Here is a 24,805-nt window from a genome sequence, read left to right as displayed (position 1 = left end):
CGACCGGTGGTGGGTCAGCGCTTCTGCTTGACGATCTGGACCTGCTCGGAGTCCTGGGCGTCCTCGCCCGACTCCTCGGCAGAGCCCACCGGGACGTCCTCGACGTTGGAGGGGGCGAAGGTGTCGCGGAAGCTGGCGATCTCGGCCTCGAGGGCGGAGATCGTCGAGTCCTCGAGCTTGCCCGTCTCCTGGATGCCCTCCATGAGGTCGTTCTTGTTGCGACGCAGGTGGGCGAGGAACTCCGACTCGAAGCGGCGGATGTCCTCGACCGCGATCGAGTCGAGCTCACCGGTGGTACCGGCCCAGATCGCCACGGCCTGCTCCGGCACCGGGTAGGGGTCGGCCTGCTTCTGCTTGAGCAGCTCGACGAGGCGGGCGCCGCGGGCCAGCTGCTGCTTCGAGGCCGGGTCGAGGTCGGACGCGAACATCGCGAAGGCCTCGAGCGCGCGGTACTGGGCCAGGTCGAGCTTGAGGCGACCGGAGACCGACTTCATCGCCTTGGTCTGCGCGGCCGAGCCGACACGCGAGACCGAGACACCCACGTCGATGGCGGGGCGGACGTCGGAGTTGAAGAGGTCGGCCTGCAGGTAGATCTGACCGTCGGTGATCGAGATGACGTTGGTCGGGATGTACGCCGAGACGTCGCCCGCCTTCGTCTCGATGATCGGCAGACCGGTCATCGAGCCGGCGCCCATGTCGTCGGAGAGCTTGGCGCAGCGCTCCAGCAGACGCGAGTGCAGGTAGAAGACGTCACCCGGGTAGGCCTCGCGGCCCGGCGGGCGGCGGAGCAGCAGCGACATCGAGCGGTAGGCCTCGGCCTGCTTGCTCAGGTCGTCGAAGACGATGAGGACGTGCTTACCCTGGTACATCCAGTGCTGGCCGATGGCCGAGCCGGTGAAGGGGGCGAGGTACTTGAAGCCGGCGGCGTCGGACGCGGGGGCCGCGACGATCGTCGTGTACTCCATGGCGCCGGCCTCCTCGAGCGTGCCCTTGACGGACGCGATCGTGGAGCCCTTCTGGCCGATGGCGACGTAGATGCAGCGGACCTGCTTCTGCGGGTCGCCGGTCTCCCAGAACTGCTTCTGGTTGATGATCGTGTCGACCGCGACCGTGGTCTTGCCGGTCTGGCGGTCACCGATGATCAGCTGACGCTGGCCACGGCCGATCGGCGTCATGGCGTCGACCGACTTCAGACCGGTCTGCAGCGGCTCGTGGACCGACTTGCGCTGCACGACGCTGGGAGCCTGCAGCTCGAGCTGGCGGCGCTCCTCGGACTCGATGTCGCCGAGACCGTCGATCGGCTGGCCGAGCGGGTTGACGACGCGGCCGAGGAAGCCCTCGCCGACCGGCACCGAGAGGACCTCGCCGGTGCGCTTGACCGCCTGGCCCTCCTCGATCTTGGAGAAGTCGCCGAGGACGACGACACCGATCTCGTGGACGTCGAGGTTGAGCGCGAGGCCGAGGGTGCCGTCCTCGAACTCGAGCAGCTCGTTGGTCATGGCCGAAGGGAGTCCCTCGACGTGGGCGATGCCGTCACCGGTGTCGGTGACGCGGCCGACCTCTTCGCGGGAGGCCGCGCCCGGGTTGTAGGACCGCACGTAGCCGTCCAGGGCGTCCCGGATCTCCTCCGGACGGATCGAAAGCTCCGTCATGTTGTCTTCTCCTCGTTGCCGGCCGCTGTGGTGGCCGAATATGTGGTCTGCATGGTGGGTCTGGACCCGGGCTCAGCCGGCCAGGTGGCGCTTCGCCTCGTCGAGACGTCGCAGGACGGTCCCGTCGACGACCTCGTCGCCGATCTGGACCCGGATCCCGCCGATGACGTCCTCGTCGTGGACGATCTGCAGCTGGACGGGCTTGCTGTAGATCTGCTGCAGCGCGGCGGCGAGCCGGGTGCGCTGCTCCTGCGTGAGGTCGACCGCGGTCGTGACGACGGCGGTCAGCTGCTGGCGACGCTCCGCGGCGAAGTCGAGGAACTCCTCGATCGTCCGGTCGAAGCGGCGGCCCCGGGGCGCGAGCACGGCCTGTCGGGCCAGGCGCACGGACTCGGGACGGGCCTTGCCGTCGAGCAGTCGGCTGATGACCTCGGCCTTGCCCTGCGGGTCGCCCTGCCGGTTGGCGAGGGCGTCACGCAGCTCCGGCGAGCTGTCGACGAGGCGCTCGAAGCGGAAGAGCTCGTCCTCGACCTGGTCGAGCGCACCGGCGGCCTCGGCTCCCTTGAGGGATGCCTCGACGGCGAAGCGCTCGAGCGTGTCGGTGAGGTCGCGCTCCTGGGCCCAGCGCTGACCGGCGAGCACCGAGACGATGCCGACGGTCTCGTTGGACACCTTGCCGTGGAGCAGGCGGGTGACCAGGTCGGACCGGTCCTTGCCCTCGCGGGAGGGGTCGGCGACGCTGCGGCGCAGGGCCGCGTTGTCGTCGAGCAGCCCGGTGACGGCGAAGAGCTCGTCGGCCACGACGGCCGCGTCACCCGACGTCAGCGCGGTCTCGAAGGACTGACGTCCCTCGGCCACGGCGGCGCGGGAAGAGCCTCGCATCAGGCGTCACCCTGCTGCGTCTGCCCGACCTTCTCCGGCTGGACCTGGCCCGACTCGAGCTCCGCGAGGAAGCGGTCGATGAGGCCCTGACGGCTGGAGGAGTCCTGCAGCTCGTGGCCGACGATGCGACCGGCCAGGTCGGTCGACAGACGACCCACCTCACCGCGCAGCGAGACGGACGCCTGCTGACGCTCGGCCTCGATCTGCTTGTGCGCCGACTCGGTGATGCGGTTGGCCTCGTCCTGCGCCTGCCCGCGCATCTCCGCGACGATGGCCGCGCCCTCGGCGCGTGCGTCCTCACGGATCTTCGCGGCCTCGGCGCGAGCCTCGGCCAGCTGGGCCTCGTACTGGGCCTTGGCAGCCTCGGCCTCGGCCTGCGCGTTCTCGGCCTGGGCGATGCCACCCTCGATCGCGGCGTGGCGCTCCTCGTAGGCCTTCTCGAGGTTCGGGGCGACCTTCTTCGCGACGACCCAGAAGAGGATCGCGAACATGATCAGCCCGAAGACGAGCTCCTCCCAGTGCGGGATGAGGGGCATGGTCTCGCCCTCACCCGCCGCGGCGAGCCCCACGACCGTTGACGCGGTTGCGGTGATGTGCACGGGGTACTCCTAGTGACTGGTGCCGGTTGACGATGCCGTTGCCGGCTCGCGTCAGTTGTTGATGAAGAAGAGCACCAGACCGAAGATCGCGAGCGCCTCGGCGAGGGCGAAGCCGAGGATGGCGATCGGCTGCAGGAGGTTGCGGGCCTCGGGCTGGCGGGCGACACCGTTGATGTACGCGGCGAAGATCAGACCGACGGCGATGGCCGGGCCGATGGCGGAGAGGCCGTAACCGATGAGGGAGACGGAGCCGGAGATTTCCACGATGATTCCTCTTTCGTGTTTCTGTGATCCGCCGCGAGGTCTGTCCCGCGGGGAAGTACTTGGTGGGGCTATGCAGTTGTGGGTCGAAGTCCGACGATCAGTGGTCGTCGGCGACGGCGCCGGCAATGTAGCTGGCCGCCAGGAGGGTGAAGACGAAGGCCTGGAGGAACTGCACCAGGAGCTCGAAGATGATCATGACGCCGGCCATGAGGAAGGTCGGCAGCGACAGGGCCTGCATGAGGACTCCGTCGCCGTGGAGCAGGAAGTAGAAAGCTCCGGTGACGAAGAGGTAGACGACCATGTGGCCGGCAAACATGTTGCCGAAGAGTCGCAGCGCCAGGGTCAACGGCCGGGTGATGAAGTAGGTCATCAGCTCGAGCAGGAAGACGAAGGGGACGATCCAGCCCGGCAGGCCCGGAGGCACCATGTGTTTGAAGTAGCCACCGAGGCCCATCCGCTGGATGCCCACCCAGTGGTAGACGACGTAGACGACGAGCGTCAGCGCGATCGGGAAGCCGATCTTGCCGTTGACGGGGTTCATCGCGAGGAAGAAGGAGCCGGCCCAGTTGTAGAGCAGGATCGACAGGAAGAGCGTGACGAGCAGCGGGACGAACTTCTTGAACTCCTTGGTCCCGATCATGTCGCGGGCCACGGCGTTGCGCGGGAAGTTGTAGATGCCCTCGAGGAGCCACTGTCCCTTGCTGGGGACGACCGAGGCGTTCTTGCTCAGGGCGAGGAGGCCGATCGACAGCACGGCGGTGATGATGGCCGACCAGGCCATCTGGTTGGTGACCGTGAGACCGCCGACCTCGAAGAGGGGCTGCCAGAAGATCTCGGGGGTCGGCGGCTGGTAGCTCTCCCCACCGGCGGCGGGCAGCGCGAGCGCAGTCAAGGTCACGGGTTCTCCTCGTTGTGTGGCTGGGCAGCCGTCGTCGACCCCTCCGCGGGGTCATCGTCATGGGGTGCCTGGGACGTACCGTATCGGAGCCAGATGATGTAGAGCGACAGAGCCATCCCGGCAAGGATGCCGACGGCGATGAAGCCGGTCACACCGAGCCAACGGTCGACGAGCCAGCCGATCCCCCCGAAGAGGATCGGGCCGGTGATCAGGTAGGCGAGGATCGTCGACCCCATGGCGTCAGCGCGCGATGTGGGGCTCGGTCCGCCGTCGTCCTCGGTCGCGGACCATCGGGCGCGATCGGCCGCGGTCTGCTCGGCCGTTGCCGGCGCCTTGGTGACGAGACGGGCGCGCTCGCCACCCTTCGCTCGGTGGGGGTGGGCGCTCATGCGTGGCCCCCCTGGGGGTAGATCACGTGGCGCGAGCGGACGTAGCCCATCAGCTGGCCGGCCTGGACGAGGACCGTCTCGACGACCGCCGCGATCGCGGCGACCGTCCCGTCGAGCCAGGCGGCCTCACGCAGGACCGCGATGGCCGCGACGAGGACGATGAGCTGCCCCAGGTAGACCAGACCGGCGCCGGCCATGGATGCCGCCGGGTCGCCGGCGACGACGAAGGAGATCGCCAGGACTCCGAGCAGCATCACGAAGAAGGCGAGCAGGGAGCCGGCCAGCGCGCTGAGGGCGGCGTCTCCCCCCTTCGCCACGGCCGCGACGGCGGTGATCAGGACCGTCCCGACGACACCGGCGACGAGGACACCACGGCGCATGCCCGGCACGGGGCTGCGGCGCTGAGTCGTGGTCATCGGCTCACTTCGGGAACGGGAGCACGAGGTGCTCTGGCGGGTCGGACCGAACGGTCCGGTGGGCGCTTGTGAAAGTTTACACAAGCGCCGCGAGGGCCACCAATTCGCCCTGGCCGGCCCTCAGACGTCGAGGCGCTGGCCCTGGGTGTCGTACGTCTTCGGGCGGTGGCCCGGGCGCGAGAACCGCGGCAGCCAGATCGTTAGGACGGCGGCGACGACGAGCATCACCACTCCCCCGATGCCGGCGACGAGCAGGGGCAGGAAGACCAGGCTCACGGCGCCGAGGGCGACGACGGCCGCCCAGAGCCACAGCAGCAGGACCGCACGCCGGTGACCGTGGCCGATCTGGAGCATCCGGTGGTGCAGGTGCTGGCTGTCGGCGTCCCAGGGGCGCTGGCCGCGGGCGGTGCGCCGCGCGACCGCCCACACGACGTCGAGCAGCGGCAGCAGCATGATCGAGATCGGGATGAGCAGCGGCAGCACGGTGGCGGCGAGCGCGTTGGCGCTCACCTGGTCGGGGTTGATCTGACCGACGTTGGAGATCGTCGCGGCCGCGAGCAGCAGGCCGAGGAGCAGCGCGCCGGAGTCACCCATGAAGAGCTTCGCCGGGAAGACGTTGTGCGGCAGGAAGCCCAGGCAGCACCCGGCGAGCGCCGCGGAGACGAAGGTCGCCGAGGAGAAGACGTTGGGCGGGTCGTAGCTGCCCGAGATGACATAGCTGTAGACGAAGAAGGCACCGGCAGCGATCGCCACGAGCCCCGCGGCCAGACCGTCGAGCCCGTCGATGAAGTTGACCGCGTTGATGCACAGCACGACGACGAAGATCGTCAGCAGCACGAGCAGCGGCGCCGGCAGCACGGTCACGGTGCCCAGCGGCAGCGAGAAGAACTGCACCCCCGCGAAGGCGATGATCGCCGCGGCGACGAGCTGGCCGCCGAGCTTGGTCAGGGCGTCGAGCTCCTTGACGTCGTCGATCGCCCCGACGAGGCAGACGACGGCCGCGCCGACGAGGATCCCGATGAGCTCACCGGTCTCGAAGACCTGCCGCAGGAAGGGCATGCGCGAGGCCGCGAGGGTCGCGGCCGCGTAGCCGAAGAACATCGCCACCCCACCGAGGCGCGGGATCGGCACGACGTGGACGTCGCGCTCCCGCACCTCGGTGAAGGCGCCGACGCGCACCGCGATGGTGCGCATCAGCGGGACGAGGACATAGGTCGTCGCGAGCGCGACGAGGAAGACGAAGAGGTACTCCCTCACCGCTCACCCCTCCCCTGCGAGGCATCGAGGCCCCGTCGCGGAGCTCCTCGCACCTCGACCACGGTCCGGAGGGGGATCAGCGCGGGTAGGCGGGGAAGGTGGTGACCAGCTCGCTCACCTGGGCACGCACCTCGCGGGAGACGGCGTGCTCGGGGTCGGCGTCGCCCGTCGTCACGGCGGTGTGGATGAGCTCGGCGATCTTGACCATCTCGTCGGTACCCATGCCCTGCGTCGTGACGCAGGGGGTGCCGACGCGGATGCCGGAGGCGACCGAGGGCTTCTGCGGGTCGTTGGGGATGGCGTTCTTGTTGAGCGTGATGCCGGCCGCGTCGCAACGCGCCTCGGCGTCGACACCGGTGACGCCGACACCCTGCAGGTCGAGCAGCGCGAGGTGGGTGTCGGTGCCGCCGGTCGTCGGGCGGATGCCGCGCCCCCGCAGCTCGTCGGCGAGGACCTTGGAGTTGGCGATGACGTCGACCGCGTACTGCTGGTACTCGGGCGTCGCGCACTCCTTGAAGTTGACCGCCTTGGCGGCGATCGTGTGCATCTGCGGGCCGCCCTGCATCATCGGGAAGATCGCCTTGTCGAGCGCCTTGGCGTGCTCCTCCTTGCACACGAGCGCACCGGAGCGGGGACCACGCAGCACCTTGTGCGTCGTGAAGGTGACGACGTCGGCGAGCGGGACCGGGCTCGGGATCGCCTTGCCGGCGACGAGGCCGATGAAGTGCGCCGCGTCGACCCACATGATCGCGCCGACCTCGTCGCAGATCGCGCGGATGCGCTCGAAGTCGAGCAGGCGCGGGATGGCGGATCCGCCGGAGCAGATGACCTTGGGACGGTGCTCCTTGGCCAGGCGCTCCATCTCGTCGTAGTCGACGTCCTCGGTCTCCGGGTGCACGCCGTAGTGGACGGCGTCGAACCACTTGCCCGAGAAGGAGACCTTGGTGCCGTGGGTGAGGTGGCCACCGTGCGGCAGCGACATCGCGAGGATCTTCTCCCCCGGCTGGAGGAAGGCACCGTAGACGGCCTGGTTGGCGCTGGCGCCGGAGTGGGCCTGCACGTTGGCGTGCTCGGCGCCGAGCAGGCTCTTGGCGCGCTCGATGGCGAGGTTCTCGGCCTTGTCGACCTCGGAGCAGCCGCCGTAGTAGCGACGCCCCGGGTAGCCCTCGGCGTACTTGTTGCTCAGCGTCGACCCGAGCGCGGTGAGCACCTCGGGCGAGGAGATGTTTTCGCTCGCGATGAGCTGGAGGCCGCCGCGGATGCGGTCGAGCTCGCTGGTGAGGACACCGGCGATCTCCGGGTCGAAGGCGCTCAGGGCGCCGAAGTCGGAGCCGTAGAAGGTGTCGTCGGTCATCGCGGGGCCTCCGTGGGGGTGGTGGGGTCGGTCTGCGGCGGGTCGGTGGGCGCGGCCTGCGCCGGCGCACGGTCTGACGAAGGGAGATCCTCCCACTCGGCGTCGGCGGCGTCACCGCCGGTGCCGTGACGCGGCTCGCGCAGGCGGGCGGCCTCGGCGGCCGCCACCTCGGGGTCCTCGTCGTCGTAGGTCGGCAGGTCGCCGCGCTGCGGCTCGGACTCGGCCTCTGCCACGTCGGCGACGGGCGACTCGGGCTGGGGCTCGGGCTCGGCATCGGCGTCCGCGACGTCGGCAACGCCCTCCCCCGCGTCGTCCGGCCGGTCGAAGCCGACACCGAGGATCTCCTCGAGCCGCTCGCGGCCGACGGCGCCCTGGCGCAGCACGACGGGGTGCTCACCGGTGCAGTCGATGATCGTCGACGGCTCCTGCGTGGCCCGCGGTCCACCGTCGAGGTAGACGCTCACGGCCGGGCCGAGCTGCACGGCGGCGTCGGTGACCGTCGTGGCGGCCGGCTCGCCGGTCCGGTTGGCGCTCGTCACGGCCATCGGGCCGGTCTCGCGCAGCACCTCGAGAGCGATCTCGTCGTCGGGCATGCGCAGCGCGACGGTGCCGGCGGTCTCGCCGAGGTCCCAGTGCAGCGAGGGCTGCGCCCACAGCACGAGGGTCAGCGGGCCGGGCCACAGCTGGTCGACGAGGCGCCGGGCCCACTCGGGCACGGCGCGCGCGAGGCCGTCGACGGTGCGCACGTCGGGGACGAGGACGGGCGGGGGCATCTCGCGGCCCCTCCCCTTCGCGCTGAGGACGGCGGCCACGGCCTCGGGGTCGAAGGCATCGGCCCCGACCCCGTAGACGGTGTCGGTGGGGATGACGACGACCTCGCCGCGGCGGACGGCGTCGACCGTCGCCGTCACGCTCTGCTCGCGGTCTGCGGTGGTCGCATCGACGACAGGACTCATGGGCCCCACCCTATGCCGCCGGCTCGCGGCGGAACGGGCCCGGTCAAGGAGTCGCCGAATTGGTGACCTCGCTTCGCCCCCACGCGCTGCTCGCGCCGCTAGGTTGAACGACCGCCCACAACCGATCCCTCGAGGAGGAGAACATGCGAGGCTCAGGTCTCATCTGGACGATCGTCGGCGTGCTGCTGATCATCGTGCTGCTGATGTACATCCTCTGAAGTTCCCAGCACCACCGAAGGGGGCGTGGCCGACCGGCCACGCCCCCTTCGTCGTGCTCGTGTGGACTCAGGAGCGACGCGCGGTGGTGGTCCGGGGGCGCCCGGCGAGGTCTGCGTGGTCGGTGGCGTCGAGCCAGGCACCGGTCGCGGACAGGGCTCGCGGCAGGCTCTCGCCCTGGCTGTCGGCGTGCTCCATGACGAGCCGACCGCCGGGGCGCAGCAGGGCCGCCGCCGTCGCCGCGACGGCGAGCGGGATCGCCAGCCCGTCGGCGCTGCCGCCGTAGAGCGCGAGCTCGGGGTCGTGCTCGGCGACCTCCGGCTCGAGCGGCACCATGCCCACGGGGATGTAGGGCGGGTTGGAGACGACGACGTCGACCCGGCCGACGAGGTCGGCGAGGTCGGGGACGGTGGCGGGGTCGGCCGTAGCGTCGGCGGCCACGAGCCGGACCGGCAGCCCGGTGGCCTCGACATTGCGCGCGGCCCAGGCCAGGGCGAGCTCGCTGAGCTCGACCCCGACGACCTCGGCGGCGGGTGCCTCGTCGGCGACCCCGAGGGCGAGCGCCCCGGACCCGGTGCACAGGTCGACGACGACCGGCGCGTCGAGCCCGTCGAGCGCCGCCAGCACGTGGTCGACGGCGGCCTCCGTCTCGGGGCGGGGCACGAAGACCCCCGGCCCGACGTGCAGCTCGAGCCGGCGGAAGGGGGCCGTGCCGGTGAGGTGCTGCAGCGGCACCCGGGTGGCGCGCTCCTCGACGAGCACGTCGAGCCGCCGCGAGGTCATCTCGTCGAGGTCGGCACCGAGCAGCATCCGGCGCTCCACCTCGGCCCGGTCGCAGCCGAGCGCGTGCGCCGCGAGGAGCAGCGCGTCAGGTCGTGGGGTCGGCACGCCCGCAGCGGTGAGCCTGGCCGTGGCCTCCCCCACCGCCGAGCGAAGGGAGGTCACTCCCCGTCCCCGGCGAGAGCCGCGAGCCGCGCCTCCTCGTCGGCCTGCACCGCGGAGTCGATCACCGCGTCGAGGTCGCCGTCGAGCACGGTGTCGAGCCGGTTGGCCTTGAAGCCGGTGCGGTGGTCGCTGATCCGGTTCTCGGGGAAGTTGTAGGTGCGGATCCGCTCCGAGCGGTCGACGGTGCGCACCTGCGAGGCGCGCGCCTCCTTCGCCTCGGCGGCCGCCTCGTCCATCGCCATCTGGTGCAGCCGGGCGCGCAGCACGCGCATCGCCGACTCCTTGTTCTGCAGCTGCGACTTCTCGTTCTGGCAGGAGACGACGGTGCCGGTCGGCAGGTGGGTGATCCGCACGGCCGAGTCGGTCGTGTTGACCGACTGCCCGCCGGGGCCCGACGAGCGGTAGACGTCGATCTTCAGGTCGTTGGGGTCGATCTCGACCTCGACGACGTCGCCGACGTCGGGCATGACCCACACGCCGGCCGCGGAGGTGTGGATACGACCCTGGCTCTCGGTGACGGGGACGCGCTGGACGCGGTGGACTCCCCCTTCGTACTTGAGGCGGGCCCACGGGGCGGCGCCCGGCTCCGGCGTGCCCTTGGCGCCGACGGCGACCCGCACGTCCTTGTAGCCGCCGAGGTCGGACTCGGTGGCGTCGAGCAGGCGCGTGGTCCAGCCGCGCTTCTCCGCATGGCGCAGGTACATGCGCAGCAGGTCGCCGGCGAAGAGGGCGGACTCCTCTCCCCCTTCGCCCGCCTTGATCTCGAGGATCACGTCACGGTCGTCGTCGGGATCGCGCGGGATGAGCAGGCGGCGCATCCGGTCCTCGCCGGCGGCAACCGCCTCCTCGAGCGCGGGGACCTCGGCGGCGAAGGCCGCGTCCTCCGCGGCCAGCTCGCGGGCGGCCTCGAGGTCACCGACGGCCAGGTCGAGCTCACGCTGGGCCGTGACCACCGGGGTCAGCTCGGCATAGCGCCGGTTGACGTCGCGCAGGCGGTCGGGGTCACCGATGACGGCCGGGTCGGCGAGCGACGCCTCGAGCTCGGCGTGCTCGGCGAGCAGCGCCTCGACGGACTCGAGCACGGTGGCCTCCCGGCGGTCGGTGGGTGGAGCGGAGGTGGAGGGGTGGTGGAAACGACTGATGCGCCGGCCAGCCCTGTGGGCTGACCGGCGCATCGAGTGGGTTACTTGGCCTCGGTCTTCTGGCCGTAACGCTTCTGGAAGCGGGCCACGCGACCACCGGTGTCCATGATCTTCTGCTTGCCCGTGTAGAAGGGGTGGCAGTTGCTGCAGATCTCGACGCGGATCTCGCCGCCCGGCTTGGTGCTGCGGGTGGTGAAGGTGTTGCCGCAGGTGCACGAGACGCTGGTGGCCTCGTAGGTGGGGTGGATGTCCTTCTTCACGTGGTGCTCCTTGGTCGTGTCGTCCGGGTCGGCGTTGCGCCCTCGCTGGGGCCGACAACTGCGAGCGTCTGTGCCGCGTGCCGTGAACCGGACCAGCAGTCGATTGTGCCAGAGCAGGCACGGTGGTCCAAACACGACGTCGGTCCCGGATGTTCCCGTGCGGGCGCACCCGGCTGGGGCAGGATGGGCGCATGGCACCTCGAGCCCCCCGCCTGCCCCGCCGCACCACCCGTGACCGGCGAAGGGAGCCCGCGCCCGGGCCCGTGGAGGGCTCGGTGATCCGGCCGGCCACGGCCGGCGACATCGGCACCATCGTCGCCCTGCGGGCACTGATGTTCGAGGCGATGGGCACCTCCTCCGAGGAGGTCTCCGACATCGGCTGGCAGCAGGACGCCGCCCGCTGGCTGCAGCTGCGACTCGGTGAGGACGACGTGCGGGTCGTCGTCGCCGAGGCCCACGGCACCGTCGTCTCGTGCGCCATGGGTCAGGTCACCGACCTCATGCCGGCGCCCGGCCGCCGCGGCACGGGTGGCCTCGTGTCCAACATCGCCACCTTCCCCCGGCACCGTCGCCTGGGCTTCACCCACGCCGTCGTCGCCGAGCTCATCGCGTGGTTCGAGGACGAGACCGACGTCGAGGTGCTCTCGCTCAACGCGACCGAGATGGGCCGCGACATCTACGAGGACTTCGGCTTCACCGAGGCGGCCTTCCCCGAGATGCGCCGACGCATCGACCGGTCCATCCCGCAGCCCGAGGCACCGCACCCGGGGAGCTGACCCCTCGGCCCGCTGTCACCTGCTGCGGCGCACCCGGCAGGTTCGCGCGCTTCTCGGCGATCAGGGTCCGTCTCGCCGCAGCCGGTACATCGCCAGGCCGTAGGCCGCGGCCTCACCCACGTGACCGGGGTCGTCGACGCGCGCCTCGAGGGCTGCCGGGCCGGCTGGCCCGACGTCGCCCAGAACCTCTGCGGCGAGCTCCGCCAGCCACCGGTCCTCGTCACCGAGCAGGTCGGCGAGACCGTCGACGGCGGCGGCCCCTCCGAGAGCGCCGAGGGCGAGCACGGCGGCCAGACGCACGGACCGGGGTCGCCCCGCGGCGGTCAGCGGAAGCACGACCACGACATCGCCCGGCCCACTCACCAACCCGAGGGCACCGACCGCCGCCGTGAGCACGACCGGGTCCTCCTCGTGGTCGACCAGCGCTCGCAGTGCCGGCGTCTGGTCACGGTGCCGAGCCCGGCCGATCGCCACGGCAGCGATCGTGCGTGTCCTCGGGTCGTCGCTCGTCAGACCTGCGGTGATGGCGGGTGCCGCGGTCGGGCCCCGGGCCACGAGCGCGTCGACCTCGACCGCCGCAGACGTCCGACAGTCACTGCGGCCGGCACCCCTCGACGCGCGGCGGCGCGCGAGGAGCCTCGTGCCGACCCCCGTCACCACGAGCAGGATGACCGCTCCGACCACGATCCATAGGACCATCCGCAGCAACCAGAGCTGGCCCACGAGGTCACCCATGGCCGCCCTCGCTCGCCCGGGCCGGTCGCCTCGGTCTCGTGGGGCAGGCCGCGGTCGGATCGCCCGCGGCCATCTGTGGGGTCCTCTCGTTCATGTGCGACCTCCGTGTCGGGTCGACGCGTGCAGCAACCCTAGGGGCCGCGCCCCCGGTCGCGCAGGATGAGTGCTGACGACGAAGGGGGGCCGCCGCACACGTAGCGCAGCGGCCCCCCAGCCGTGTGTGGTCGAGACTCAGGCGGTCTCGTCCTCGTCGTCAAGCTTGATCGAGCTCGTCTGCTGGACCTGCATGAGGAACTCGTAGTTCGTCTTGGTCTTGCGCAGCCGGTCGATGAGCAACTCGACGCCCTGCTGGGTGTCGAGGGCAGCGAGCACGCGACGCAGCTTCCACATGATCTTCAGCTCCTCGGGCGCGAGGAGGATCTCCTCGCGCCGGGTGCCGGACGCGTTGACGTCGACCGCGGGGAAGATGCGGCGGTTGGCCAGGCCACGGTCGAGCTTGAGCTCCATGTTGCCGGTGCCCTTGAACTCCTCGAAGATCACCTCGTCCATGCGCGAGCCGGTCTCGACGAGCGCGGTCGCGAGGATGGTCAGCGAGCCGCCGTTCTCGATGTTGCGGGCCGCGCCGAAGAACTTCTTCGGCGGGTAGAGCGCCGCCGAGTCGACACCACCGGAGAGGATGCGCCCGCTCGCCGGGGCGGCGAGGTTGTAGGCGCGACCCAGCTTGGTGATCGAGTCGAGCAGCACGACGACGTCGTGGCCCATCTCGACGAGGCGCTTGGCGCGCTCGATGGCCAGCTCGGCGACCGTCGTGTGGTCGTCGGCCGGGCGGTCGAAGGTGGAGGCGATGACCTCACCCTTGACCGCGCGCTGCATGTCGGTGACCTCCTCGGGGCGCTCGTCGACGAGGACGACCATGAGGTGGCACTCGGGGTTGTTGGTCGTGATCGCGTTGGCGATCGACTGCATGACCATCGTCTTGCCGGCCTTGGCCGGGGCGACGATGAGGCCACGCTGGCCCTTGCCGATCGGGGCCACGAGGTCGATCATCCGCGTCGTGAGGACGTTGGACTCGGTCTCGAGGCGCAGTCGGTCCTGCGGGTAGAGCGGCGTGAGCTTGCCGAACTCCGCGCGGCGCTTCGCGTCGTCGGGGGTCATGCCGTTGACCGTCTCGAGCTTGGCCAGCGGGTTGTACTTGCCGCGGTTGCCCTTGGTTCCGACGGTCTGCTGCTGCGGCTCCTCGCCCTCGCGGGCGGCCTTGACCTGGCCTGTGACGGCGTCACCCTTGCGCAGGCCGTTGCGCTTGACCATGCCGAGCGGCACGTAGACGTCGCCCGGGCCGGGCAGGTAGCCCGAAGTGCGCACGAAGGCGTAGTTGTCGAGGACGTCGAGGATGCCCGCGACCGGGACGAGCACGTCGTCCTCGGAGATCTGCGGCTCGGTGTCGTCGAACTGCTGGCCGCCGCCGCGACGCTTGTCCCGGTTGCGGTTGCGGTTGCGGTTGCGCCGACGGCCGCCGCGCTCGTCGTCGCCGCCCTGCTGGCCGCCGCCACCCTGGTTGCCACCCTGCTGGTTGCCACCCTGGTTGCGGTTGTCGTTGCGGTTGCCGCCCTGACGGTCGTTGCCGCCCTGGTCGTTGCGGTTGCCGCCCTGGTTGCGACCACCCTGCTGGTCGTTGCGGTTGCCGCCCTGACGGTCGCCCTGCTGGCGGTCACCGCCCTGCTGACGGTCGTTGCGGTCGCCGCGCTGCTGGCGGTCGTTGCCGCCCTGCTGGCGGTCATTGCCCTGACGGTCGTTGCCGCCGCGGCGCTCGCCGGAGTCGCGCTGGCCGCGCTCCTGCTGGTCGGTGTCCTGCTGGCCGCGGTCCTGCTCGGCGGGAGCCGACTCGCGGGAGGGGCGCTCGCCCCCCTTCGCCTCGGGAGCGGCCTGCTCGGCCGGAGCGGCCTGCTCGACCGGGGCGCTCTGCTTGGCCGGGGCGCTCTGCGCTGCCGGAGCGCTCTTTGCCGCGGACTTCGCCGGGGCGGGCGCGGAGGAGCCGGACTGCTGGGCGCGGATGGCGGAGATGAGGTCGCTCTTGCGCATCTTGGCGGTGCCGGTGATCCCCATGCTCGAGGCGAGCTGCTGGAGCTGGGCGAGGCGCATGGCGCTCAGGGCGCCGGAGCGACGGGGCTGCTCGCTGGTCGCGGGAGCAGCGCTGTCGCCAGTCGTGGTGTCGGTCACGAAGGACCCTTCCCTCGTTGGGGCCACCCGGGACGGGCAGGCCTGATGAATCCCGTCAAGAGCGGGACGACTTTTCACTGATCCCCACGGCTGCGTGCCGGACCCGGAGGCCGATGGCACTCACGTGGGAGGAGGCTCCGGCCCATCGTGTGCGAATCGACGACGTCGCCGACGCACCGGACCTGAAGGAGCACCGCCAATGTATCACTGCGATGCCGGGTGCAGGTCACCCGCGCAGCTGCACCCCGCGCTCGGGCACCCCCGGGGTGAGCACCTGCCAGCCGGCGGCCACCTCGGCCGTCACCCGACGCACCTCGTCGACGCGGTCGGCGCCGGCGAGGACGAGCACGGACGGCCCGGCACCGGAGATCGTCGCGGCGAGCCCCGCGGCCCGCAGGGCGTCGACGAGCCCCATGCTCTCCGGATAGCTCGGGCGACGGGCCTCTTGGTGCAGCAGGTCCGCGGTGGCGTCGACGAGCAGCTCGGGGGCGCTCGTCAGCGCGTGGACCAGCAGGCCGGTACGCGCGGAGTTGGCCGCGGCGGTCGCCAGGGGCACGACCTCCGGCAGCACGGAGCGTGCGGTGTGCGTGCTCAGCGTCGTGCCCGGCACGAGCACGACCGGCGTGATCCGCGGGTCGAGGCGAAGGGGGACGGTCCGGGTCCGCGGCAGCGGCGCGCCGGCCTCCGTGACGGAGAGCGTCGCCCCACCGAAGACGCTGGCGGACGAGTTGTCCGGGTGCCCCTCGAGAGCTGCCGCGATGGTGTTGACGACCTCGAGGTCGAGCTCCTCCCCCGCGAGTGCGCCGCCGCGCACGGCCAGGGCGTGGGCAGCTGCCACGCCGGTGACGATCGCCGTCGCCGACGAGCCCAGCCCGCGTCCGTGGGGCACCGCGTTGGTCGCCTCGAGCCGCAGCCCGGCCGGAGCCGTGACGTCGAGGTGCTGCCAGGTGGTCGCCATCGTCCGCACGACGAGGTGGCTCTCGTCGCGGGGCACCGAGTCGGCGCCCGAGCCCGTGACCTCGACCTGCAGGCCGGGCTGCTCGGTCACGGTGACCGTGCACTCGTCCCACACGCCGAGCGCGAGCCCGACGCAGTCGAATCCCGGGCCGAGGTTGGCGCTGGACGCGGGCACCGCGAGGGTGACCGACGTCCCGACGGGGATCGACATGGTCAGTCCTGCAGACCGAGCTCGCGGGCGATCGCGTAGGCCTCGGCGGGCACGCTCACGGGAGCGACGTCGGAGCCGTCGGCGTTCTTCAGGGCCCACTGCGGGTCCTTGAGGCCGTGGCCGGTGACCGTGCAGACGATCGTCGCGTCGGCCGGGACCCGGCCAGCGGCCGAGGCCTTGAGCAGGCCGGCGACCGAGGCGGCGGAGGCCGGCTCGACGAAGATGCCCTCGCGCGCGGAGAGGATGCGGTGGGCGGCGAGGATCTCCTCGTCGGTGACCGCCTCGATGCGCCCGCCGGACTCGTCACGTGCCGCCTCGGCCTGCTGCCACGAGGCGGGGTTGCCGATGCGGATGGCCGTGGCGATCGTGTCGGGCTCGTCGACCGGGTGACCCAGGACGATCGGCGCGGAGCCGGCGGCCTGGAATCCCCACATCTGCGGGGTGCGGGTCGACACCGGCGCCAGCGTGCCGGAGACGCCCTCGGTCTCGGTGGCGTACTCGCGGTAGCCGCGCCAGTAGGCGGTGATGTTGCCGGCATTGCCGACGGGCAGGCAGTGGATGTCCGGGGCGTCGCCGAGCGCGTCGACGATCTCGAAGGACGCGGTCTTCTGCCCCTCGATGCGCGCGGGGTTGACCGAGTTGACCAGCTCGACCGGGTAGGTCTCGGCGAGCTTGCGGGCGACGTCGAGGCAGTGGTCGAAGTTGCCGTCCACCTGCAGCAGGGTCGCGCCGTGCGCGATCGCCTGCGAGAGCTTGCCCATGGCGATCTTGCCCTCGGGCACGAGGACGGCGCAGGTCATGCCGGCCTTGGTCGCATAGGCGGCGGCCGACGCCGAGGTGTTGCCGGTGGAGGCGCAGATGACCGCCTTGGCCCCCTTCGCCGCGGCCATTGACATCGCGGTCGTCATGCCGCGGTCCTTGAAGGACCCGGTGGGGTTGAGGCCCTCGTACTTGACGTGGACCTGCGCGCCGACGAGCTCGCTGAGGTGCTCGGCGGGGATGAGGGGGGTCCCCCCTTCGCGCAGGGTGACGGTCGGGGCACCGGCCAGCATCGGCAGCCGGTCGGAGTACTCGGTGATGACGCCGCGCCACTGGTGGGCTGCCATGTGTCAGTTCCCTTCAACACGCATGACGGAGGTGACCTCGTTGACCGTCTCGAGCCGGGCGAGCTCGGCGACGGTCGCGGAGAGTGCGGCATCGGTCGCCGCGTGGGTGACGATGATGAGCATCGCCCGCGCCTCGCCGTGGTCGTCGGTGACCACCTGCTGGCGCACGGTCTCGATGGACACGCCGTGGTCGGAGTAGACCTGCGCGACGCTCGCGAGGACACCCGGACGGTCGGCCACGTCGAGGCTCACGTGGTAGCGCGTGATCGCCTGCCCGATGGGCAGGACCGGCAGGTGCGCATAGGCGCTCTCCCCCGGCCCGCGACCGCCGGTGACCCGGGTGCGCGCGACGGCCACGATGTCGCCGAGCACGGCGCTGGCCGTCGGGTCGCCGCCGGCGCCCTGGCCGTAGAACATCAGGTCGCCCGCGCCCTCGGCCTCGACGAAGACCGCGTTGTAGGCCTCGCGCACGGAGGCGAGCGGGTGGCTGAGCGGGATGAGCGCCGGGTGCACCCGAGCGGAGATGCCCGGGGTGCCGTCGGGGCCCTCGACCCGCTCGCAGATCGCGAGCAGCTTGACGGTGCAGTCCATGTCGCGCGCGGCCGCGATGTCGCGGGCGCTCACCTCGGTGATGCCCTCGCGGTGCACGTCGGCGCTGCCGACCCGGGAGTGGAAGGCCAGCGAGGACAGGATCGCGGCCTTGGCCGCCGCGTCGAAGCCCTCGACGTCGGCGGTCGGGTCCGCCTCCGCGTAGCCGAGTGCCTGGGCGCGCTCGACCGTCTCGGAAAAGCCGGCGCCCGTGGAGTCCATGGCGTCGAGCACGAAGTTCGTCGTGCCGTTGACGATGCCGATGACCCGACGGATCGAGTCGCCGGCGAGCGAGTCGCGGATCGGGCGCAGGATCGGGATCGCCCCGGCGACCGCCGCCTCGTAGTAGAGGTCGACGCCGTGGTCGGCGGCCGCCGCGTACAGGGTCGGGCCGTCCTCGGCGAGCAGCGCCTTGTTGGCCGTCACGACGGAGGCGCCGTGCTCCATCGCCGAGAGGATGAGGCTGCGGGCCGGCTCGATGCCGCCGATGACCTCGACGACGATGTCGGCGCGGGTCACCAGCTCGGCGGCGTCCGTCGTGAAGAGCGCCGGGTCGACGCCCAGGTCGGAGCGGTCGCGGCCGGCGCGGCGCACCGCGATGCCGACGAGCTCGAGCGGGCGACCGATGCGCTGGGCGAGGTCGTCGGCCTGCGTGATCAGCTGGCGGGCGACGCTGCCGCCGACGACGCCGCCACCGAGCAGGGCGACGCGAAGGGGGGTCTGCTGGTCGGTGGTCATCGGACCTCCTGCGGGGCGGGCTCGTCCACGTCGAGGGCGAGCAGGTCGTCGATCGTCTCGCGGCGCACGATGACGCGCGCGACACCGTCCCGCACGGCGATGACCGGCGGGCGGGGGGTGTGGTTGTACTGGTTGGACAGGCTGCGGCAGTAGGCGCCGGTGCCGGGGACGGCGATGAGGTCGCCGGGCGTGATGTCGGCCGGCAGGTACTCGTCCATGACGACGATGTCGCCGCTCTCGCAGTGCCGCCCGACGACGCGGACCAGGCGCGGGCCGGCGCTCGACGTGCGGCTGGCGAGGGTGCACGAGTAGTCGGCGCCGTAGAGCGCGGTGCGCACGTTGTCGCTCATGCCGCCGTCGACGCTGACGTAGGAGCGGATCGCGTCGTGGGCGACCTCGACGTCCTTGACCGTGCCGATCTCGTAGAGGGTGAAGGCGCTCGGGCCGGCGATCGCACGGCCAGGCTCGATGGAGATCCGCGGCAGCGGCGCCTCGGGGTGCCCGTCACGCAGCTCCTTGAGCTCCCGGTCGACGAGGGCGGCCATCTGGCTGCCGAGCTCGCCGGCGGTCAGCGGCGTGTGCTCCGAGGTGTAGGCGATGCCGTAGCCACCACCGAGGTCCATCTCGGGCATCGCGATGCCGTGGACGTCGGCGACCTCGGTGTGCAGCGCGACGAGCCGCCGGGCGGCGATCTCGAATCCGGAGACGTCGAAGATCTGGCTGCCGATGTGGCTGTGCAGCCCGAGCAGGCGCAGGTGCTCCCCCTTCGCCACGATGGCGTCGATCGCGGCGCGGGCCTGGCCGCCGGCGAGGGAAAAGCCGAACTTCTGGTCCTCGTGCGCCGTCGCGATGAACTCGTGGGTGTGGGCCTCGACGCCGACGGTCACGCGGACCATCACCGGCGCGACGACCCCGAGCTCGGCGGCGACGGCGGCGACGCGGTCGATCTCGGCGAAGGAGTCGACGACGATCCGGCCGACGCCGTACTCCAGCGCCTGGCGCAGCTCGGCGACGGACTTGTTGTTGCCGTGCAGGGCGATCCGCTCGCCGGGGAAGCCGACGCGCTGCGCGACGGCGAGCTCGCCACCGCTGCAGGTGTCGAGGTTGAGCCCCTCCTCCATGACCCAGCGGGCGACCGCGGTGCACAGGAAGGCCTTGCCGGCGTAGTAGACGTCGGCACCGGCCACGGCGTCGAAGGGAGCGGTGAAGTCGTCCCTGAACGCCCGTGCGCGGGAGCGGAAGTCGTCCTCGTCCAGGACGTAGGCGGCGGTGCCGAAGTCACGGGCGATGTCGGTGACGGGCAGGCCCGCCACCGCGAGCACGCCGTCGGCACTGCGCTCGACGTTGGCCGGCCACAGCTGCGGCAGGAGCTCGTTGACGTCCTGCGGCGTCGGCAGCCACTGGGGCGCCGCCCCGTAGCCGTCGGCGTGGAGGATGCCGGCCTCGTGGGCCCTCATGTTCGTCGCCATGCCGGCCTCACATCCGCTCGGGCGCGGAGACGCCGAGCAGGTCGAGGCCGTTGGCGAGCACCTGGCGGGTGGCGTCGTTGAGCCACAGCCGGGTGCGGTGCGTGTCGGTGATCTCCTCGTCGGAGCGCGGGCGCACGCGGCAGGTGTCGTACCACTTGTGGAAGTGGCCGGCGAGGGTCTCGAGGTAGCGCGCGACCCGGTGCGGCTCACGCAGCTCGGCGGCATGGGCAACGACCCGCGGGAAGTCGCCGAGCGTCGCGAGCAGGGTCGCCTCGGTCGGGTGCGACAGCAGGCCCGGGTCGAAGGCGTCCTCACGACGCACGCCGTCCTCGGCCGCCAGACGGGCGACGTTGAAGGTGCGGGCGTGGGCATACTGCACGTAGAAGACCGGGTTGTCGTTGGTCTGCTTGCGCAGCTCCTCGCCGTCGAGGCTGAGCGGGCTGTCCGCGGGGTAGCGGGCCAGCGAGTAGCGCACGGCGTCGGAGCCGATCCACGAGATGAGGTCGCGCAGCTCGACGATGTTGCCGGCGCGCTTGGACAGCTTGGCTCCGTCGAGGTTGACCAGCTGCCCGATGCGGATCTCGATGTTCTTCGTCGGGTCGTCGCCCGCACAGGCGGCGATCGCCTTGAGCCGGGAGACGTAGCCGTGGTGGTCGGCGCCGAGGAGGTAGATCTTCTCCGGGAATCCGCGGTCCTTCTTGCTCAGGTAGTAGGCGGCGTCGGCGGCGAAGTAGGTCGGCACACCGTCGGCGCGCACGAGCACGCGGTCCTTGTCGTCGCCGAAGTCGGTCGTGCGCAGCCAGACGGCACCGTCGCGGTCGTCGACGTGGCCCTGCTCGCGCAGGCGGGCGATGGCCTGCTCGACCGCTCCCCCGTCGTGCAGCGTCTTCTCCGAGAACCACACGTCGAAGGTGACGCCGAAGTCCTCGAGGGTGCTGCGGATGTCGGCGAGCTGCGCCTCGTAGCCGATGGCGCGGGCGGTCGCGAGGGCCTCGTCGGCGGGCAGCTCGAGCAGGTCGGGACGCTGCTCGAGGGCGGTCGCGGCCAGCTCGTCGACATAGGCGCCGGGGTAGCCGCCCTCGGGGGTGGGCTCCCCCTTCGCCCGGGCGAGGACCGAGGCGCCGAAGTTGTCCATCTGGGCGCCGGCGTCGTTGATGTAGTACTCGGCCGTGACGTCGGCGCCGGAGGCGGCGAGCAGGCGGCGCATCGAGTCGCCGAGCGCGGCCCAGCGGGTGTGGCCGATGTGCAGCGGGCCGGTCGGGTTGGCCGAGATGAACTCGAGGTTGACCACGTGGCCGGCCATCGCGTCGTTGCGGCCGTAGTCGGCGCCGGCCTCGACGATGGTGCGCGCGAGGGCACCCGCGGAGGCGGCCTCGAGGGTGATGTTGAGGAAGCCGGGGCCGGCGACCTCGACGGAGGCCACGCCCTCGGCCTGCTCGAGGCGGGCGGCGATCGCGGTCGCGACGTCACGGGGCTTCATGCCGGCAGGCTTGGCGAGCTGCATCGCGACATTGGTCGTCCAGTCGCCGTGGCCCTTCTGCTTCGGTCGCTCGACCCTGATCCCGGTGGGCACCTCGACGGTCAGGTCGCCGGCCTCGACGGCGGCGGTGAGGGCGGCACGGATGGCGTCGACAAGCTCTTCGGGGGTCACGGTCGCTCAGTCTAGGTGCGCTACCACGTGCGTCGATGCGCTGGCCGATTCTCGGGACGCCCACCCCCGGTGCTAATCTCACCGGGCACCACCCCGCCTCCGTAGCTCAGGGGATAGAGCACTGGTTTCCGGTACCAGGGGCCGCAGGTTCGAATCCTGCCGGGGGCGCGTTTTTTCACGAAGGGCCGCCAGCGATCGCTGGCGGCCCTTCGTCGTGCCCGGCGGCCTCCCGCGGGCTGGGTCGATGTATCCGGGTGCGTCAGGACTCACCCGGATACATCGACCCAGGTGCTCGCTCAGCCGGTCTGCACGACCTTGGGGATCTCGGGGGTCGGCGCCGTGACCACGGGGGTGCCGGCGTCGTCGCCCGGCTCGTCCGTGCCGGTGCCCGGGTCGTCGGTCCCCGGCTCGTCCGTGCCCGGCTCGTCCGTGCCCGGGTCGTCGGTGCCGGGCTCGTCGGTGCCGGGCTCGTCGCTGCCCGGCTCGTCCGTACCGGGGTCAACCGTTCCGTCGTCGCTGCAGTCGGGCGCGGTGACGGTGACGCTGTCGAGCAGCTCCCCCTTCGCCCCGTAGAGGCTGTAGATGTGCTCGCCCTCCTCCATCGCGATCGCCTGGGTGCGGCTGCCCCCGGGGCTGACGAAGGTCCCGAGCTGGACGAGGCCGTCGACGGCGTAGGCGATGAAACCGTTGTCCGTGCCGGTGTTGTCGTAGTCGAAGGGCAGGACCGGCGGCTCGAGGGACTGCTCGGTCGGGTTGGTGCACGTCGGCTCGGTGAAGGCCCCGTCGACGACCGCCGCGGCGACCCGGTCGTTGGGGAACACGTCGGACGTCGGGTCCGGCGATCCCTCGGGACACTCCGGCGCGGTCACGGTGAGCTCCTGCTCGCCCCCGGCGACCTCGCGCAGCCGGTGCTCGCCGCTGGCGATCGGCGCGAGGGTCTCGGTGACCGTGGTCTGCCCCTCCTGCAGCGCGGTACGTGAGTAGCCGGACTGGTCGTCGACGGCGAAGAGGATGTTGCGCCAGGAGGTCACCGCGGTCGGCACCGTGTACGTCACCACGGGCGAGGGCGCGCCGTGGTTGCGGCACGACGCCTGCGTCTCCCACTCGACGACCTGGAAGCTCCCCTCGACCGGCGCGGAGGTCGCGGCGGGCGCCGCGATCCCGACGAGAGCCACCCCCAGCGCTCCGGACATGACCCAGCTCGGCAACGTGCGCATGGCATCTCCCCTGGTCCTTGCGCGGCCCATCGCCGCGCCGGCAGTCACAAGATAGCGGCACCACGACGTGCGAAGGGGGCCGACGACACCTCGTCGGCCCCCTTCGTCCTGCCTGGGGTCAGAGGTCGCGGTGGACCTCGAACTCACGCACGTCCTCGGCGGCGGAGTCGCCGTTGCGGGCCAGGTTGGTGATCGCCAGCGCGAGGCCTCCCCAGATGACGAGGATCGCGACGATCATCATGATGATCGCGGTGGTGGTCATGACTGCTCACCTCCGTCGACGGCCACGGTCGGGTCCTCGAGCGAGACGTCCTTGCGCCACGGGATGAAGGACAGCACGATCGCGATGATCGGCAGCGCGATGACCATGCCCCAGCCGAAGACGTTGAGCAGGTCAGCCGGGTACTTCTCGTAGGGCGTGTCGATCTTGGCCTTGAGCTCCTGCCACAGCATGGCGATGAGCAGCAGCGGCACGACGACCGCGACGAGCGCCGGCCACCAGCCGCGCAGCTTGATCGAGCTGCGGGCGTCGAGGTGACGCTGCAGCACACCGAGCTTGCGGAAGACGTAGGTGATGGCGAGCATCATCACGGCCGCGACGGCGATGATGCCGAAGCTGTTGACGAAGGCGTCCATCGTGTCGAGCACGTAGATGCCGCCGGTCGTCGAGAACATCAGGACGCTGACGATCGCCATCGGCACGCCGACGGCGAAGGTCGCGGCGGTGCGCGAGATGCCGACCTTGTCGCGGACGGCGCCGATGACGACCTCGACGATCGAGATGAGCGAGGTGACGCCGGCGAGCAGCAGCGAGACGAAGAAGAGCACGCCGATGACGACGCCGCCGGGGGCTTCGTTGATGATCGTCGGGAAGGCGACGAAGGCCAGGCCGATGCCGTTGGTCACGACCTCGCTGACCTCGGTGCCGGCCGCCTGGGCCATGAAGCCGAGTGCGGCGAAGACACCGATGCCGGCGAGCAGCTCGAAGCCGGAGTTGGAGAAGCCGACGACGGCACCGGAGCCGGTCATGTCGGTCTTGCGGTCGACGTAGCTGGCGTAGGTGATCATGATGCCGAAGCCGACGGACAGGCTGAAGAAGATCTGGCCGACCGCCGAGATCCACACGCTGCCGTGCGTGAGCGCGCCCCAGTCGGGGGTGAAGAGGGCGTTGAGGCCCTCCATCGAGCCGTCGAGGGTGAGCGCCTGGATGACCAGGACGATGAAGGCGAGCACGAGCACGGGGATGAAGACCACCGCGGTGCGCCCGATGCCGGTCTGGACGCCCATGGCGAGCACGCCGATGGTCACGACCCAGACGAGGATCATCGTCATGAGGATGCCGGGGACGAAGTCGAAGGTCGGCCCGGGGGTCTCGGCCGCCTGGAGGTAGTCGCCGAAGAAGTAGGCATTGGGGTCATCGCCCCAGCCCTTGGTGAAGGACAGGACGGTGTACTTCGCCGCCCAGGCGAGGATCGCGGCGTAGTAGATGGCGATGACGACGCAGATGAGCACCTGCCACCAGCCGAGCCACTCGGCGCCGCGGTGCAGCCGGCGAAGGGAGAGCGGGGCCGATCCGCGGAAGCGGTGGCCGACGGCGTAGTCGAGGTAGAGGAGCGGGATGCCCGCGAAGAGCAACGCGCACAGGTAGGGGATGATGAAGGCGCCGCCGCCACCTTCGTAGGCCACGTACGGGAAGCGCCAGATGTTGCCGAGGCCCACCGCCGATCCGATGGCCGCGAAGATGAAGACCTTGCGCGAGGAGAAGCCTTCCTTCGCGGGGGCCTGCACCTCTGGTGTGCTGGACATGTCACTCTCCTGGTGTCGGATGAACCCCAGCATGTTCCAGTATCCGCCCCAGGTGTGGCCCACGCCACGCCGACTTCGCCCCGATCCGCCGGCCGCCCGGCATC

General features: G+C 71.2%; 24 protein-coding genes and 1 tRNA gene. 2 read left to right on the top strand and 23 right to left on the bottom strand.

All coding sequences use genetic code 11. The features are described from left to right. Positions 1-14: 14 nt before the first annotated feature. The 13 genes from atpA to rpmE form a co-directional block, all read right to left on the bottom strand. The gene (atpA, locus tag ACQBJO_RS04680; RefSeq protein ID WP_255185621.1) at positions 15-1,652 is read right to left on the bottom strand and encodes a F0F1 ATP synthase subunit alpha; all 1,638 of its coding nucleotides are present in this window, start codon (positions 1,650-1,652) and stop codon (positions 15-17) included. A gap of 72 nt (positions 1,653-1,724) precedes the next feature. Beyond that, a complete protein-coding gene (locus ACQBJO_RS04675; protein WP_421006975.1) occupies positions 1,725-2,534 on the bottom strand; it encodes a F0F1 ATP synthase subunit delta in 810 nt (269 codons plus the stop codon). Then, on the bottom strand, positions 2,534-3,133 hold the full coding sequence (locus ACQBJO_RS04670) for a F0F1 ATP synthase subunit B (protein WP_421006976.1): 600 nt from the start codon (positions 3,131-3,133) through the stop codon (positions 2,534-2,536). The genes ACQBJO_RS04675 and ACQBJO_RS04670 overlap by 1 nt, the downstream gene beginning before the upstream one ends. Before the next feature lie 51 nt (positions 3,134-3,184). Beyond that, positions 3,185-3,397: a F0F1 ATP synthase subunit C gene (locus ACQBJO_RS04665; RefSeq protein WP_421006977.1), complete on the bottom strand. Its 213-nt coding sequence runs from the start codon at positions 3,395-3,397 to the stop codon at positions 3,185-3,187. A gap of 97 nt (positions 3,398-3,494) precedes the next feature. Then, on the bottom strand, positions 3,495-4,295 hold the full coding sequence (gene atpB, locus ACQBJO_RS04660; RefSeq protein ID WP_421006978.1) for a F0F1 ATP synthase subunit A: 801 nt from the start codon (positions 4,293-4,295) through the stop codon (positions 3,495-3,497). Next, on the bottom strand, positions 4,292-4,684 hold the full coding sequence (locus tag ACQBJO_RS04655) for an AtpZ/AtpI family protein (protein ID WP_421006979.1): 393 nt from the start codon (positions 4,682-4,684) through the stop codon (positions 4,292-4,294). The genes atpB and ACQBJO_RS04655 overlap by 4 nt, the downstream gene beginning before the upstream one ends. Beyond that, complete coding sequence (locus tag ACQBJO_RS04650; protein WP_421006980.1) at positions 4,681-5,100, bottom strand: hypothetical protein; 420 nt, start codon at positions 5,098-5,100, stop codon at positions 4,681-4,683. The genes ACQBJO_RS04655 and ACQBJO_RS04650 overlap by 4 nt, the downstream gene beginning before the upstream one ends. Before the next feature lie 120 nt (positions 5,101-5,220). Then, positions 5,221-6,357: a glycosyltransferase family 4 protein gene (locus tag ACQBJO_RS04645; protein WP_421006981.1), complete on the bottom strand. Its 1,137-nt coding sequence runs from the start codon at positions 6,355-6,357 to the stop codon at positions 5,221-5,223. Between the two features lie 76 nt (positions 6,358-6,433). Then, the gene (glyA, locus tag ACQBJO_RS04640) at positions 6,434-7,711 is read right to left on the bottom strand and encodes a serine hydroxymethyltransferase (protein ID WP_421006982.1); all 1,278 of its coding nucleotides are present in this window, start codon (positions 7,709-7,711) and stop codon (positions 6,434-6,436) included. Beyond that, positions 7,708-8,667, bottom strand: coding sequence for an L-threonylcarbamoyladenylate synthase (locus ACQBJO_RS04635; protein WP_421006983.1), 960 nt, complete (start codon positions 8,665-8,667; stop codon positions 7,708-7,710). Before ACQBJO_RS04635 ends, glyA begins: the two co-directional genes overlap by 4 nt. 285 nt (positions 8,668-8,952) lie before the next feature. After that, a complete protein-coding gene (gene prmC, locus ACQBJO_RS04630; RefSeq protein WP_421006984.1) occupies positions 8,953-9,828 on the bottom strand; it encodes a peptide chain release factor N(5)-glutamine methyltransferase in 876 nt (291 codons plus the stop codon). Continuing rightward, positions 9,825-10,910, bottom strand: coding sequence for a peptide chain release factor 1 (gene prfA / locus ACQBJO_RS04625; protein ID WP_255185611.1), 1,086 nt, complete (start codon positions 10,908-10,910; stop codon positions 9,825-9,827). The genes prmC and prfA overlap by 4 nt, the downstream gene beginning before the upstream one ends. 101 nt (positions 10,911-11,011) lie before the next feature. Next, positions 11,012-11,230: a 50S ribosomal protein L31 gene (rpmE, locus tag ACQBJO_RS04620; protein WP_072623991.1), complete on the bottom strand. Its 219-nt coding sequence runs from the start codon at positions 11,228-11,230 to the stop codon at positions 11,012-11,014. A 191-nt stretch (positions 11,231-11,421) separates the two neighbouring features. On the opposite strand from rpmE, the gene ACQBJO_RS04615 reads away from it, so the two are divergent. After that, the gene (locus ACQBJO_RS04615) at positions 11,422-12,006 is read left to right on the top strand and encodes a GNAT family N-acetyltransferase (RefSeq protein WP_421006985.1); all 585 of its coding nucleotides are present in this window, start codon (positions 11,422-11,424) and stop codon (positions 12,004-12,006) included. Positions 12,007-12,066: 60 nt separating this feature from the next. On the opposite strand, the gene ACQBJO_RS04610 is transcribed toward ACQBJO_RS04615, so the two are convergent. The 7 genes from ACQBJO_RS04610 to argS all read right to left on the bottom strand — a co-directional run bounded on the left by ACQBJO_RS04610 (position 12,067) and on the right by argS (position 21,678). Further along, on the bottom strand, positions 12,067-12,741 hold the full coding sequence (locus ACQBJO_RS04610; RefSeq protein ID WP_421006986.1) for a HEAT repeat domain-containing protein: 675 nt from the start codon (positions 12,739-12,741) through the stop codon (positions 12,067-12,069). Positions 12,742-12,972: 231 nt separating this feature from the next. Next, the gene (gene rho, locus ACQBJO_RS04605) at positions 12,973-14,958 is read right to left on the bottom strand and encodes a transcription termination factor Rho (protein WP_421006987.1); all 1,986 of its coding nucleotides are present in this window, start codon (positions 14,956-14,958) and stop codon (positions 12,973-12,975) included. Between the two features lie 226 nt (positions 14,959-15,184). Then, on the bottom strand, positions 15,185-16,126 hold the full coding sequence (gene thrB / locus ACQBJO_RS04600; protein ID WP_421006988.1) for a homoserine kinase: 942 nt from the start codon (positions 16,124-16,126) through the stop codon (positions 15,185-15,187). A 2-nt stretch (positions 16,127-16,128) separates the two neighbouring features. Beyond that, positions 16,129-17,232 (bottom strand): threonine synthase, encoded by a 1,104-nt coding sequence (gene thrC, locus ACQBJO_RS04595; protein WP_255185603.1) that lies wholly within the window; start codon positions 17,230-17,232, stop codon positions 16,129-16,131. Between the two features lie 3 nt (positions 17,233-17,235). Beyond that, positions 17,236-18,558, bottom strand: coding sequence for a homoserine dehydrogenase (locus tag ACQBJO_RS04590; RefSeq protein ID WP_255185602.1), 1,323 nt, complete (start codon positions 18,556-18,558; stop codon positions 17,236-17,238). Beyond that, positions 18,555-20,015 (bottom strand): diaminopimelate decarboxylase, encoded by a 1,461-nt coding sequence (lysA, locus tag ACQBJO_RS04585; RefSeq protein ID WP_421007270.1) that lies wholly within the window; start codon positions 20,013-20,015, stop codon positions 18,555-18,557. The genes ACQBJO_RS04590 and lysA overlap by 4 nt, the downstream gene beginning before the upstream one ends. Positions 20,016-20,034: 19 nt before the next feature. Next, a complete protein-coding gene (gene argS / locus ACQBJO_RS04580) occupies positions 20,035-21,678 on the bottom strand; it encodes an arginine--tRNA ligase (protein WP_421006989.1) in 1,644 nt (547 codons plus the stop codon). A 95-nt stretch (positions 21,679-21,773) separates the two neighbouring features. Between argS and ACQBJO_RS04575 the strand changes: the two genes are divergently transcribed. Continuing rightward, positions 21,774-21,846, top strand: a tRNA-Arg gene (locus ACQBJO_RS04575). Between the two features lie 128 nt (positions 21,847-21,974). Here the strand turns inward: ACQBJO_RS04575 and ACQBJO_RS04570 are convergent. From ACQBJO_RS04570 to ACQBJO_RS04560, 3 genes are all read right to left on the bottom strand, one after another. Further along, a complete protein-coding gene (locus ACQBJO_RS04570) occupies positions 21,975-22,895 on the bottom strand; it encodes a hypothetical protein (RefSeq protein ID WP_421006990.1) in 921 nt (306 codons plus the stop codon). A gap of 118 nt (positions 22,896-23,013) precedes the next feature. Next, entirely contained in the window at positions 23,014-23,157 is a 144-nt protein-coding gene (locus tag ACQBJO_RS04565; RefSeq protein ID WP_255185599.1) for a methionine/alanine import family NSS transporter small subunit, read from the bottom strand. After that, positions 23,154-24,701: a sodium-dependent transporter gene (locus ACQBJO_RS04560; RefSeq protein WP_421006991.1), complete on the bottom strand. Its 1,548-nt coding sequence runs from the start codon at positions 24,699-24,701 to the stop codon at positions 23,154-23,156. The genes ACQBJO_RS04565 and ACQBJO_RS04560 overlap by 4 nt, the downstream gene beginning before the upstream one ends. Between the last annotated feature and the right edge of the window lie 104 nt (positions 24,702-24,805).

The organism is Janibacter zhangyanbonis (genome assembly GCF_050507325.1).
GTDB lineage: Bacteria > Actinomycetota > Actinomycetes > Actinomycetales > Dermatophilaceae > Janibacter.
This window is presented reverse-complemented; position numbering and strand designations above follow the sequence as displayed.